Origin of the sequence: Luteimonas sp. MC1895 (assembly GCF_016457215.1) — a bacterium.
GTDB lineage: Bacteria > Pseudomonadota > Gammaproteobacteria > Xanthomonadales > Xanthomonadaceae > Luteimonas.
Genome location: NZ_JAEMDY010000003.1, coordinates 420,411 through 433,791 on the forward strand (window position 1 = coordinate 420,411; position 13,381 = coordinate 433,791).

Annotated in this window: 11 protein-coding genes; 4 read left to right on the forward strand and 7 right to left on the reverse strand. The window is 71.0% G+C overall.

Annotated features, from left to right (window positions below):
* Positions 1–20: 20 nt before the first annotated feature.
* The 4 genes from JG616_RS10035 to JG616_RS10050 all read right to left on the reverse strand — a co-directional run bounded on the left by JG616_RS10035 (position 21) and on the right by JG616_RS10050 (position 5,094).
* Positions 21–1,688 carry a serine hydrolase gene (locus tag JG616_RS10035; RefSeq protein ID WP_199359875.1) on the reverse strand — a complete coding sequence of 556 codons (1,668 nt, stop codon included), beginning with the start codon at positions 1,686–1,688 and terminating at the stop codon, positions 21–23.
* Between the two features lie 64 nt (positions 1,689–1,752).
* On the reverse strand, positions 1,753–2,340 hold the full coding sequence (locus JG616_RS10040; RefSeq protein WP_199392472.1) for a hypothetical protein: 588 nt from the start codon (positions 2,338–2,340) through the stop codon (positions 1,753–1,755).
* Between the two features lies 1 nt (position 2,341).
* Complete coding sequence (locus tag JG616_RS10045) at positions 2,342–2,812, reverse strand: RNA polymerase sigma factor (protein WP_199392473.1); 471 nt, start codon at positions 2,810–2,812, stop codon at positions 2,342–2,344.
* Between the two features lie 152 nt (positions 2,813–2,964).
* Positions 2,965–5,094: an N-acetylmuramoyl-L-alanine amidase gene (locus JG616_RS10050; protein WP_199359872.1), complete on the reverse strand. Its 2,130-nt coding sequence runs from the start codon at positions 5,092–5,094 to the stop codon at positions 2,965–2,967.
* 198 nt (positions 5,095–5,292) lie between these two features.
* Here JG616_RS10050 and JG616_RS10055 point away from each other — a divergent pair, with 198 nt between their 5' ends.
* Positions 5,293–6,213: a hypothetical protein gene (locus JG616_RS10055; protein ID WP_199392474.1), complete on the forward strand. Its 921-nt coding sequence runs from the start codon at positions 5,293–5,295 to the stop codon at positions 6,211–6,213.
* Positions 6,214–6,245: 32 nt separating this feature from the next.
* Here the strand turns inward: JG616_RS10055 and JG616_RS10060 are convergent, their stop codons facing one another.
* Positions 6,246–7,511, reverse strand: coding sequence for a formimidoylglutamate deiminase (locus JG616_RS10060; protein WP_235973076.1), 1,266 nt, complete (start codon positions 7,509–7,511; stop codon positions 6,246–6,248).
* Positions 7,512–7,630: 119 nt separating this feature from the next.
* Here JG616_RS10060 and hutI point away from each other — a divergent pair, with 119 nt between their 5' ends.
* Positions 7,631–8,854: an imidazolonepropionase gene (hutI, locus tag JG616_RS10065; protein WP_199392476.1), complete on the forward strand. Its 1,224-nt coding sequence runs from the start codon at positions 7,631–7,633 to the stop codon at positions 8,852–8,854.
* 132 nt (positions 8,855–8,986) lie between these two features.
* Positions 8,987–10,204, forward strand: coding sequence for a dipeptidase (locus JG616_RS10070; protein WP_199359868.1), 1,218 nt, complete (start codon positions 8,987–8,989; stop codon positions 10,202–10,204).
* Between the two features lie 78 nt (positions 10,205–10,282).
* On the opposite strand, the gene JG616_RS10075 is transcribed toward JG616_RS10070, so the two are convergent.
* The gene (locus JG616_RS10075; RefSeq protein ID WP_199359867.1) at positions 10,283–10,474 is read right to left on the reverse strand and encodes a 30S ribosomal protein THX; all 192 of its coding nucleotides are present in this window, start codon (positions 10,472–10,474) and stop codon (positions 10,283–10,285) included.
* An 80-nt stretch (positions 10,475–10,554) separates the two neighbouring features.
* Complete coding sequence (locus tag JG616_RS10080; protein WP_199359866.1) at positions 10,555–10,956, reverse strand: MerC domain-containing protein; 402 nt, start codon at positions 10,954–10,956, stop codon at positions 10,555–10,557.
* A gap of 156 nt (positions 10,957–11,112) precedes the next feature.
* Here JG616_RS10080 and JG616_RS10085 point away from each other — a divergent pair, with 156 nt between their 5' ends.
* A complete protein-coding gene (locus JG616_RS10085; protein WP_235973077.1) occupies positions 11,113–13,380 on the forward strand; it encodes a TonB-dependent receptor in 2,268 nt (755 codons plus the stop codon).
* Position 13,381 lies beyond the last annotated feature (1 nt).

The window sequence follows — 13,381 nt, forward strand, 5'->3', positions numbered from 1 at the left end:
GCCCGTGTCCGTGGCCGCCCTCAGTCGCGCGGCCCGCGCAGGATCTGCCCGCCCTGGTGGAGCTCCAGCGATGCGACGCCACCCTCCACGCCGCGGATGAACACGATGCCGATGCCGAAGGCCGGTGCATCGAAGCGGTCGGGGCCGGCGGCCTCGAGCGCGAACTCGCCCTGTCCGGTCGCCTGGGCGAACAGACCGCCATCGCGGCCGCGTACGCTCAGCACGAAGCCCGGCATGAGCGTGTAGTCACCGGCATACGCCGCGAGCGCGTCGGCCGGGAGTGCCTGCCGCCGCGGCGCGACCCCGTCGGCATCCAGCCGCGTGGCCGGCATCGCGCCACCGCCCTGCATCCAGGTGAAGGCATGGCTGCCGTCGGGCCGCCGCTGCGGCTTCAGCAGCGCATCCACCGCGAGCGGATGGAAGTCTCCGGCGCTGTCGTAGGCCAGCTCGAACTCCGGCTGCCCCTCCGCCTGCGCGAACAGCTTGCCGCCGCGCTGGCGCAGGCTGATCTTCATCATTCCCTGCAGCTGGTACTCGCCGGCCAGGCCGTCGAGCAGGGCCGGCGGTGGAGCCGCTGCGGTCCGTGGCTTGCCAAGCGGCAGCGACGCGTCCACCAGGTGCAGCGCGAGGCTGCCCAGGCCGCCGATGGCGGTCCAGCTGGTGTCGGACAGCACCACCACCCCGCGCCCGGCCTGGCGGTCGACCGAGACGAAGGAGGAGAACCCGCCCGTGCCGCCCTCGTGCACCAGCACGCTGCGGCCGGCCACCGGCATCAGCATCCAGTTCATCGCCATCGGCGGCTGCCCGCCGAGCGGCTGCTGCGCCAGTTCGATCGCCGCCTGCAGCGGGGTTTCCGACGGGTCCAGGTTGGCGTGCACATAGGCGACCATGTCGTCGAGCGTGGCGCGCACGCCGCCGGCACCGGCAAGCTCCGTCGGAAGGGTCCACGCGGGCGCGGGCAGTCCATTGGGGGTATGGCCGCCGGCCGCGCGCGTGCCATCGGGTCGCCGCGCGATGTAGGCGCCCTCCATCCCCAGCGGCTCGAACAGGCGGGTGCGCACCAGGGTCTCGAAGTCGAGCCCGGCGCGATGGGCCACGGCATGCGACAGCAGCATGGAGGCGAAGTTGGAGTACGCGAACCGCGTACCCGGCGCTTCCGCCAGGTGCACGTCGCCAAGCGACGCCAGCAGGTCCTCGAGCGTCAGGGCGGCATAGGGATCGGCCGGATTCGGGACCTGCATGCGCGACGGCAGCGCCGGCAGTCCACTGGTATGCATGACCACGTGGCGCAGCAGGATCGGTTGCCCCTCAAACTCCGGCACCGTGGTACCGGCCGGGAGCCACGCCGCCAGCGGGTCGTCGAGCGAGCCCTTGCCCTGCACGATGAGGTCGGCCAGGAGGGTCGCGGTCATGGTCTTGGCGACCGATCCGATCTCGAAGGCGCTGTCGGGCCCGATGCGCGTCAGCTGCGCGGGGGGGTCGGCACAACGGAAGGCACGCGCCACGGCTCCCTTGTCGATCACGGCCGCCGCCATGCACGCGCCCGTGCGGTCGCCGGCCAGACGCTGGTCGACAACCGCGGCGAGCGATGCGTCATCGGCCGCGTGGGCGTTGCACGTCGCGACCATGGCGATCGCGATAGTGATGGCGGCAGATACGGGGGCGATCGCGATGTGCCGGGTGACCATGGGTCCTTCCTCCTGTCGATGCTTGCGTGTGGGTGACGAATGCAGGGCGCGATCTGTGACGCGCTCAACCAGCGTCCTGTTCGAGCTCGCGGATCTGCCGTCGCAGCGTGTCGGCATGGGCGCGGAACCGCGTCCGCGCCGTGCGCCGGTTGAGCCACGCGATGCCGGCATACAGCAACAGGGCGGACGCGATGTAGATCAACGCCCCCTTTGTCACGCCATCGCGCGCAAGGGTCAGGCCGACAAGCCCGGTCGCCGGCGGCGTCAGGTACCACAGCCAGACTCGCTCCAGCATGCGTGCCTGCTCCAGCGCCGCGTCACGCTGGCGGCGCAGGTGATCCAGTATCGACACGGCCCGGCCATCCACCTCGGCTGCAAGGCGCGCGCGGCGCAACTGGAACGGCAGCCACGCGGCCCACGCGACGATCAACAGCGCGAACCCGGCCTGCACCCACTCGCGTTCGGCCATGGTTCCGAGCGCTGTCAGTGCGAAGAAGATGACCACGACGACCGCAGCCACCGTTTCCACCATGTCGCGCCGGCGCACCTTCTTCCACAATGAGGCATCGAGCGCCCGCAGCTCGTCCACCGCCATCAGGGGTGCCGCGGGCGCGGCGTCGCGCCACTGGTTGCGCATCTTGTCCCAGTCCACGTCAGTCCTCCAGGAAACGTTGTTCGAACAGCTGCCGCAGGCGCGTCATGCGCACGGCCACCGCATTGACGCTCAGCCCCAGCACTTCGGCCACGTGCTCGCGCGGCAGGCCTTCAAGATCGAGCAGCAGGATGCTGCGCTGCACCGGGTCGAGCATGGCGAGGAAGGCATCGAGCACCGCGAGTGGATCTCCGGCATGGCCGCCGTCACCCGGCTCGGGGACGTCGTCGAGCGCGTGGTGCTCGCGACGCGGCTTGCGCACGTGGCTGAGTGCGGTATTGAGCGCCACGCGGTACAGCCAGGTGGAGCGCTGCGCGCGGCCATCGAAACTGTCGAAGCTCCGCCAGAGCTGCAGCTGCATCTCCTGCAGCAGGTCCTGCCAGTCGTCGGGGCCTGCATAGCGCCGCGCAAGGCGCGCGAGGGCGCCGCGGTTGTCCTCGACCATGGCGGTGAACGCCGTTTCCCTGTCCATCCGGTTGCGAATGTCTTTCTGCGGGTCTCGAAAGGATTGGTTGCAGTGACCGGCGGAAATTTTCATCGGCCGCGCTGCGTGGCCGGACATCATGCCTGCGGACGGTTCCCGCAGGAGCGGCGGCCGGCATTGCACCGGCCACCGCGGGGACCTTACTGGCTCCAGACGCCCTGCTGGGCGGTCCAGAACAGCGTGCGGCGCTCGAAACGCTGCTTGCGGCCGTTGCTGCCGTGGGCTTCCTCTGCCGCCAGCGGATAGCCGAAGGCGGTTTCGCGACCGTTGTTCTCGAAGTGCGCCAGGATCGCCCCGTGCACGGGATGCGCGTCGGTGGCAGGCGACCACAGGAACAAGCCGTTCTCGAAGTACTGGAACTTGCCCCGTTGGCCCGACACCGGCGACACCGCGGCATCGAGCTCGTCGATGAGCGCGAAGCCCCAGCGCGTTTCCGAGCCGCTGGCGCGGAACCGGTCGAGGATCCTGCCGTTCACCGCGAATGCGCCGGTACGCGAATGCCACAGGATCATGCCGTTCCTGAACTGCTGGAAGCGGCCACCCAGCTGCGCGGCGGCTTCGGCGAGCTCGGGCACGCCCAGACGGCTGCGCACGCCACCCATGGCGTAGTACTTGGTGGCGATCGCGCCGTGCGGCAGCACTTCGCAGCGCGGCAGGTCGTAGCCGGCGTTGTCGCGTGCCTCGTCGTTGCCCCATCGCGACAGGTAGTAGGCCGAGACGAACTGGTTGGCCGGCCCCACGTCGAGGTCGGTCTTCAGCCACCAGCGGTTGAAGCTGGAACCACTGCGGATCTCGCGGCCCAGGCTCTTGCAGTACACGTAGTGCGTGCCCTGGTTCAGGGTGCCGCTCTGTGCGGTGCTGGTCGGCGAGGGGAAGCCAGGGGCCGCGGCCCAGGTGTCGACCGTATAGGTCGGCGTGGCCGCCGGCGGTGGGGCGCCGTTGTTGATCAGGGTGTAGAAGTTCGCCCACGGGAAATACCGTCCCGGGTCGTACCGGTTCTGGTTGCTGGTCAGCATGCCGTGGCCCTTGATGCGCACGTTGTCAGGCACGACGCGCCAGTAGTCGTAGCCGGGCCCCTGCCAGGCCGAGGCGCAGTTGACCGGCTGGCGTGCACAGATGCTGCGGGTGAGGCGCGCTGACGCGTTCACCATCGCGGCCGTCCAGTTGCCGGCGTCGGCTGCACGTCCGTCATGTTCGATGCCGATGGTGTAGTTGTTGTGGTACGCGGCGTGCCAGGCCTGGTGGTGTTCGCGCACCATCTGCGTGACCTGCCCATCCGAGCGCCGGATCACGTAATGCGCGGAGACGTTCGCCGTCGGGTTCTGGAACCAGGAAATGCCGCCGGCGTAGCTGCCCTCGATGGTATGCATGATCACCGCCGAGCGGCTGTTGGCGGCGGTGCTGTAGTTGGTCGAGTGCGCCGGGTTCCAGATCGCCTCGCCGAAATCGAGCGCAGCCCGGCCGATGTTGCCGGGCCTGGCAGTGGCGCGCGCAGGCGTGGCCAGGGCGGCCGGTTCGTCGAACGCGGTGACCGCATCCGCCGCGTAGTCCATGCGCAGTGCCGGGGCCGACAGGAGCGCGAGGCGCTCGCGCGGGAAGGCGCGCGCCATCTCCACCGGCATCGCCGGGATACGGACGCCGTCGGCATCCACGCCCCGCGCCAGGGTCTGCAGGACCTCATAGGCGAAGCTCTGGCGCGCGAAGCCCTGGATGTTGCCATCGCCGCTGCCGTAGCCGGCATACCGCGCCAGCGCACCCGCCATGGCTTCGACGCCATCGTCGACGCGCCCGGAATGGCCGTCGGCCTTCGCCGCGCGCGCCAGCAGCGCGGCGGCCGCCAGGATGTTGGTTTCCGGATCGAGCATCACCAGCCGCTCGCTCACGCCAAGCAGCTTCGCGCCTTCGGCAACCTGGTTGGCGAAGCCCTCGCCACGATAGAGCCCCATCACGCCGTGCGATGCGGGCATGTGGCGGTGCCCGGATGCCTCGTGCGGATCGGGCTGCACATGGGTCCAGTTGGTTTCCGCATAGGCGATGGCTTCCAGCACACCGCGTGGCAGCGACGGGTAGCGCTCGTAGGCCTGCTCGAAATAGTCCGGATAGGCCGCGCGCTCCCTGGCCTGCAGGGCGATTGCGGCGCCCTGCTCCTGTTCGAGCGCCCGGACCCCGGCCGCCAGCGCCTTGTCATCCCTGGCGGCATGGGCGCCCGCGCTGCCCAATGCCGTGGCGGCCAGCAGCATCGCGGCTGCCGGCAACTTCAGTGTCTTCATGGAATCTCCCTTCCTGCTGTGTTCGTGGCCCCCTGGTGCGGCCACGGGACCACAGAGGCACGGGGGGGCGCCACATGGGGCAATCCCGATGCTGGGTCAATCCGCGAGCGCGGTCGCACCTAGGCCCGCCCCCAGCTTGTCCGTGGGTGCCCGGGTCCAGAGACTCGCTTCGCCCCCAGGACGAGAAGGTTTCCACCCATGCTGCAGCCGATCATCCAGGACGCCCTCCGCGCCGCCGACCAGTTCTTCCGGCAGATCCAGGCCGAACTCGGTCCGTCACGTGGACATGTCGCACCGCGCGATGCCGGCTTCGACCAGTCGGTCAGCGGCGCGCAGCCGCACTGGGGCTTCGATGGCGCAATGGCCGACGTTGCCAGTGCCGTCTATGCGCGCAGCGATGCGCCGGGCTGGCAACGCATGGGTGATGGCGAGCTGGCCGCTGCCGGCATCGACCCGGGCCTGCTCTATGCCGACGGCATGGAAGCGGGCGTCTATACGGACGGCAATGGCCGCTTCGTGGTCGCCTACGCCGGGAACGACACCGGCGGCGTGGAGGACGTGGGCACGGTGATCGCGCAGTCGGCCGGCTTCCAGACCAGGCAGTACGACAACGCCGTTGCACTGGCGCACCAGGCGGAGAACGCCTTTGGCGGGGACAACGTGGTCTACACCGGCCACTCGCTGGGCGGCGGACTGGCCTCGCTCGCGGCCGCGGCCACCGGCAGCACCGCGGTGACCTTCAGCGCGCAGGGCATCCACGACAACGTGCTGCGCCAGCATGGCCTCGACCCGGTGGTGACGCGCCACCGCGCCGACCAGGGGCAGATGCGCCACTACAGCATCGACGGCGACTTCGCGAGCTTCGTGCAGCGGCAGATGCCGATCTTCGACATGCTGCCCGACACGCTGGGTACGCACATCCAGTTCAACAACCCGGCGGGACTGTCGAACATCCCCGACGCGCACAACATCGCACCGTTGAAGGCGCAACTCGAGGCCAAGGCCTCCTACCGGCTGGAGTTCACCGATCCGGTTGAACGCGTGCTGCAGGAAGTCTATTCCACGGTGACGTCGATCATCGCCAATGCTTGGCGTGCGGTGGCGCCCCCGATCGTCTGATCCACGCGGGCGGCCTGCAGCGGCGGTGGCGGCTACGCTCCCTGCAGCAGCCTGCCGACGGCCTCCCGGTACCGCGGCAGCACCAGGTCGCGCGCGACGTGCATGCCATCGGCCACCACGCGTCGCCCGCCCACGCGCACCTCGCGCACGGCCGGGCGGTTGCCGCTGAAGATCCAGCGGTCTGCCACGTCGGCCGCGCCCGCGCCGGCGAGCAGCGGGGAGCCCGCGTCGAGCACGATCGCGTCGTCCTCGACCGCGAAACCGGTGGCGTTGCTGGCGCTGGCCAGGGCGCCGTGGAGCAGCGCTTCGCCCACGCTTGGGGTCGCGGCCGACACCGCGATGTTGCGACGCTGGCGCAGCAGGCGCTGGCCGTATTCCAGCCAGCGCAACTCCTCCACCGGCGACACCGAGATGTGCGAGTCGGAGCCGATACCCCAGGCACCGCCGGCGGCCAGGTAGTCGCCGAAGCGGAACAGCCCGTCGCCCAGGTTCGCCTCGGTGGTCGGGCAGATGGCGACCGTCGCTCCGCTCGCGGCGATGCCGGCCAGCTCGCGGTCGTCGAGATGGGTGGCGTGCACCAGCGTCCAGCGCGCGTCGACGGCCGCGTTCTGCAGCAGCCACTCCACCGGCCGCAGGTCGCGCATGGCGAGGCAGTCCTGCACTTCGCCAACCTGTTCGGCGACATGGATATGGATGCGTGCATCCGCCGGCAGCGCGGCGAGGACCGCACGCATGGCGTCCGCCGGCACCGCACGCAGGCTGTGCAGCGCGCAGCCGATGCGAAGCATCCCGTCCTCCTCCTCTGCACGCAGCGCATCAAGCAGCCGCAGGTACGTGTCCACGCCATGGCCGAACCGTTTCTGGCGCTCACCCAGCGGGCGGCCATCGAAGCCACCGGTCATGTACAGCACCGGCAGCAGGAGCAGGCGGATGCCGGTGTCGCGTGCGGCCTGGACCAGCGCGCGCGACATCGCCGCCGGATCGTCGTAGGCACGTCCGTCGGGCGCATGGTGCAGGTAGTGGAACTCGCACACGGTGGTGTAGCCGGCTTCCAGCATTTCCACGTAGAGCTGGCTCGCGACTGCATGCAGCGTGTCGGGATCGAAGCGCGCCGCCATGCGGTACATGGTGTCGCGCCAGGTCCAGAACGAGTCCTCGGGATGCGTCTGGCGCTCGGCAAGGCCGGCCATGGCGCGCTGGAAGGCGTGCGAGTGCAGGTTCGCGATCCCCGGCAGGCGCCAGCCACCGTCGACCTGCTGGACGAGGACGGCGTCATCGCGGGCGGGACGTGCGGTCATGGCGGGGCGATCCGGCAGCAGGGTGCGATAGGCTACCGCGTCGACGCCAGACGAGGTCCGCGCCATGCCACATCCGCCCGACGCCCTGTTTGCCCGGGCCCTTCCCAGCGGGGTCCTCGATGGTCGCTGAGCGCTGGGATGGCCTCCTGACCGGCGCACGAGTGGCGACCCTGGACACGGACGAGGGTTACGGCCTCATCAAGGACGGCGCACTGGGCTGGCGTGACGGACGCATCGTGTATGCAGGCGCGATGGCCGGTCTTCCGGCGGCGCCTGCCGCACTGGCGCGCGAGGTGATAGACGCCGGCGGCGACCTGGTCACGCCCGGCTTGGTCGATTGCCACACGCATCTGGTGTTTGCCGGCGACCGCGCCGGTGAGTTCGAGCAGCGCCTTTCGGGCGCGGGTTACGAAGAGATCGCGCGCGCCGGTGGCGGCATCGTGTCCACGGTGCATGCCACGCGCGCGGCCGACGAGGACGCGCTGCTCGCGCAGTCGCTGCCGCGCGCGCGCGCCCTCGTCGCCGATGGCGTGACCACGCTGGAGCTGAAGTCGGGCTACGGGCTGGATTTCGACAACGAGCGCAAGATGCTGCGCGTGGCCCGGCGGCTGGGCGAAATCCTCGGCATCCCGGTCCACACCACCTTCCTGGGCGCGCATGCACTGCCGCCGGAATACACGGGCGATGCCGACGCCTATATCGATGCGGTCTGCGCCTGGCTGCACCGCCTGCACGCGGAGGGCCTGGTGGACGCCGTCGATGCCTTCTGCGAGCGCATCGGCTTCAGCGCCGCGCAGACGCGCCGCGTGTTCGACACCGCGCGCGGGCTGGGCCTGCCGGTCAAGCTGCATGCCGACCAGCTGAGCGATGGCGAAGGCGCGGCGCTCGTGGCGGAGTTCGGCGGGCTCTCGGCCGACCATGTCGAGCACACCTCGGCAGGCGGCGTCGCGGCGATGGCCGCCGCCGGCACCGTGGCGGTGCTGCTGCCGGGCGCCTTCCACGTGCTGCGCGAAACCACGCCGCCGCCGATCGACGCCTTCCGTGCCGCCGGCGTCGCCATGGCGATCGCCACCGACTGCAATCCCGGCACCTCGCCGCTGATGTCGCTGCGGCAGGCGATGCAGCTGGCCTGCACGCACTTCCGGCTGACGCCGGCCGAAGCGCTCCGCGGCGCCACCCTGCACGGCGCGCGCGCACTGGGGCTCGATGACCGCGGCGTGTTGCGCGCGGGACTGCGCGCGGACTTCGTGCGCTGGCGCGTGCGCGAGCCCGCGGCGCTCTGCTACTGGCTTGGCGGCGCGCTGGTGGAGTCGGTGCATTGCGCCGGCCGGCGGCTGGCGTGATCGTGCACCGTGCACCGCCTGCATGACCACGACGCCAGCGCCTTGCGCCACCTTCGCCGTCCATCCCTGCGCGCCGGCTGCGGCTGTGTGCGCCGCTACCTCCAATCCGCTTCCATCCCGAGGACCCGCCTGATGCCACGACGCCTCCACCGCCACGCCCTCGCACTTGCCCTTGCCTCGCTGGCGCTCCCGGCAGCCGCCCTGGCGCAGGCCACCGATGCCGCACGCGCGCTGGCGCGGGACGCCCTTATCGTCGACACGCATATCGACGCGCCGGGTGTCCTGGTGTCCAACTGGGCCGACCTCGGGGAAGCCGCGCCCGACCGCGAGTTCGACTGGCCGCGCGCGCGCGAGGGCGGTCTGGACGTGGCCTTCATGTCGATCTACACCTCGGCGCGGCAAGACGAAGCCGGCGGTGCCTGGCAGGCGGCCAACGCGCAGATCGATGCGGTCGAGGCCCTGGCCGCACGCCATCCCGACCGCTTCGCCATCCTCACGTCGCCGGGCGACGCCGGGCGCCTGCTCGAAGGCGGTCGCGTGCTGCTGCCGCTTGGCCTGGAAAACGGGGGACCCATCGGCGACGACCTCGCGCAGCTCGCCTTCTTCCACCAGCGCGGCGTGCGCTACATCACGCTCGCGCACAGCGGCAACAACCGCATCGCCGACTCCTCCTACACGGTGGAGAAGCGCTGGAACGGGCTGAGCCCGTTCGGGCGCGAGGTGATCGCGGAGATGAACCGGCTCGGCATCATGGTCGATGTCTCGCACATCTCCGACGAGGCCACCCGGCAAGCGGTCGCGCTGAGCCGGGTGCCGGTGATCGCCAGCCACTCGGCGCTGCGCCACTTCACGCCGGACTTCGAGCGCAACCTCAGCGACGAGCTGGCGCAGCTGATCGCGTCGAAGGGCGGCGTGGTGCAGATCCCCTTCGGCACCGCCTTCGTCAACCCCAAGGCCGCGGCCAACACCCGCGACTGGTTCCGCGAGTCGCTGGCCTTCGACCGTCGCAGCGCCGAGCGTGTCGCCGCCGGCGAGCCGGCGCTGGACCGCACGGCCTTCGAGGCGCAGTGGGCGGTCGACCATCCGAAGGTGGAGGCGCCGATGAGCGACGTGCTCGACCAGATCGACTATGCGGTGAAGCTGATCGGAGTGGACCACGTCGGCATCGGGTCGGATTTCGACGGCGTGGACGGCGAGCTGCCCGAAGGGTTGCGCACCGTCGCCGACTTTCCCAACCTGGTCGCCGGGCTCCAGGCCCGCGGCCATTCCGACGCGGACATCCGCAAGATCCTCGGCGGCAACCTGATGCGCGTCTGGGCGGAGATCGAGGCCGGCGCCGGTACGCCCTGAAACGACGAAGCCCCGCACTGGCGGGGCTTCGCTGCGACTGCGTCCGCGGCATGCCGCCGCGGGGTCCCTTAACGGGGGTCAGTCCTTGGCAGCGGTCTTCTTCGCCACGACCTTCTTGGCCGGAGCCTTGGACACGGTCTTGGCCGAGGCCTTCTTCGCGACCGGCGCGGCGGACGTGCCCGCGGCCTTTTCGGTGGCCTTGCTGCGCGCGTTGCCGTAGCTGGAGTTGTAGCGCTTGCCCTTGGCCGTCTTGCGGTCGCCCTTGCCCATCTGTTGCTCCTGGATTCGTATCGTTCGGTGGGCGCGCCCTTGCACGCCACAGGGCGCGCATCCTAGCACGGGCGCGGGTTTCACGCCGGCTGGCGGGCCGCCGCGGCGTGGGTCAGGCGCAGGTTGAGCAGGTGCGCGCCGGCGATCATCAGGCCGCCGACGGTCATCAGTCCGGCGTGCAGCGGGCCATGGTCATGCAGCGGGCTGAAGGCACCCACCCAGACCAGGGCCAGGCCTGGGACCAGCAGCATCCAGGCGCGGAACGCGCGGTGCCGCCGCCAGCCGATGGCCAGCGTCGTGCAGCCCAGCAGGGTCGCGAACACCGTCACCGCCTGGTCGATGTCGACCCAGCCACCCGCCGACAGCCCCAGCGTCGGCATCAGCGCGAGCACCAGCGGCAGCAGCGCGCAGTGCAGCGCGCACAGGAAGGACGCGGCGAAGCCGATCCGGTCGGCTCTCTTGAGCTTGCACGTTGAGGCCATGACGTTGGTTGGGTGGCGTCGGAGATGAAACAATATAACATTCCACCAATGTCCACGCACGCCAGACCGATGCCACAGCCAGCCCACCCCGCAGCCCGCCCCGACGCTTCACTCACGGCCCCCCGTTGCGCCCCGTCCAGCGCGACGCCCTGCGCCTTGCCCGCCCGAACCCTGGCCGCTGCCATCCTGCTCGCCCTGTGGAGCCTGCCCGTGACGGCGCAGGATGTTCCTGTCGCCGATGCCGGCGGCCACGACCACGACCACGACCACGACCACGACTACGACCACGGCGTCACCGATCTCGACGCGCTGACCGTGCGCGCCAACCCGATCGCGCGCACCGCCGAGGACCTGGCGCGGCCGGTCGCCGTGCTCGCGGGCGAGCGCCTGGACGAGGCGAAGGCCGGCTCGATCGGCGAGACCGTTTCGCGCCTGCCCGGCGTGCAGTCGTCGTTCTTCGGCGCCGGCGTGGGCCGGCCGATCATCCGCGGCCTCGAGGGCGCGCGCGTGCAGGTGCTGAGCGACGGCCTGGCCGCGGGCGATGTGTCCACAGTCAGCGTCGACCACGCGGTCAGCATCGAGCCGTTCCTCGCCAGCCAGATCGAGGTGCTGAAGGGCCCCGCCAGCCTGCTCTATGGCAACGGCGCCATCGGCGGCGCGGTGAACGTCGTGGACGGGCGCATTCCCGAGGCGGCGACGTCGCGCCCGCTGGAAGGCCGCGCCGAGCTGCGCGCCGGCAGCGTCAACGACGCGCGCACCGGCATGGTCCGCCTCGACGGCACCTCCGCATCCGGCCACCTGGTGTTCCACGTCGACGCCCTGCACCGGGAGACCGGTGACATCGACATCCCCGGATATGCGGAAAGCGCCGCGCTGCGCGCCGGACACGGCCACCCGGACCAGGACCACCGCGGCGACCAGGGGGACGCCGACCATGGCGGCGCGGAGGACCACGCGGACGCCTACGGCACCCTGCCCAACAGCTTCGTGCGGACCGACAGCGGCGCCCTTGGACTGTCGTGGGTCGGCGACCGCGGTTTCCTCGGCTTCGGCCAGAGCCTGTTCAACACGCGCTATGGGGTGCCGGGCCATGTCCACGCCGACGACGGTGCCCACGGACCCGACGACGGCCACGGGCATGACGGGCAGGAGGCTCACGGCGACGCGGGCGGCGTGCACGGCGTGCGGATCGTGATGGACCAGCGCCGCAGCGAAGCGCGCGGCGGGCTCGACGACGTCGGCCCGTTCCAGAGCCTGCGCGCACGCGTCGCACACACCCGCTACACCCACACCGAATACGAAGGCGACGCGGTCGGCACGGTGTTCGACAACACCACCCTCGAAGGCCGTCTGGAACTGGCGCACCGCGCTGTCGGCGGCTGGGAAGGCGCGTTCGGCCTGCAGTGGCTGCAGCGCGACTTCGCCGCGCTCGGGGCCGAGGCCTTCGTGCCGGATTCGGACGCGCGTGATGCCGGCCTGTTCTGGATCGGCGAACGCGACTTCGGCCGGGCCCGCCTCGAGCTGGGCCTGCGCCATGACCGCAACCGCATCGACGTCGCCGCCGACGACGGCCGGTCGCGCGCGTTCGGGACCACGAGCGCGTCGCTGGCCTCGCGCTGGGACCTCGGGCCCGACGTGCACCTGTCGTTCGGCCTGGACCGCGCGCAGCGCTCGCCCACGGCCGAAGAGCTGTATTCCCGCGGCATGCACGTGGCGACGCAGAGCCACGAACTCGGCGACGCCGGCCTGGACGTGGAAACCGCCAACCGCGCCGAGTTCGGCCTGCACTGGCACCGCGGCCCGCTGCGCGTGGGTGCCTCGCTGTACCACGTGCGCTACGCCGACTTCATCCACCTCGCCGACACCGGCATTGTCGACGCCGGGTTGCCGGTGCGTGCGTGGACGCAGGCGGACGCGCGCTTCAGCGGCGGCGAACTCGAGGCGGAATGGACCTTCATCGACAGCGACGCCGGGGCCTGGACGCTGCGCGCGTTCGGCGACGTCGTGCGCGGCAGGCTCGACGGCCAGGGCACGCGCGAGGTCGCGCTGTCCGTTCCGCACGGCCACCACAGCCACGAGCACCTCGCCACCCTGGCGCTTTCGGGCAACCTGCCGCGGATCGCGCCGGCGCGCACGGGTGCCGACCTGCGCTGGGCCGGCAACCACTGGCGCGCGGCGGTCGGTGCGGTGCGCTACGCGCGCCAGGACGACGTCGCGGCCCACGAGACTGCCACCGACGGCTACACCCTGGTACACGCGAACATCGCCTGGCACCTGGACACGCCGTCGGGCAACGCGGTGGAACTCTTCCTCGACGGCAGCAACCTGCTCGACCGCGAGGCGCGCGTGCACACCTCGTTCCTCAAGGAGCTCGCGCCGCAGGCCGGGCGCGGCGTCAGCGCCGGCGTCCGCATCCTGTTCTAGG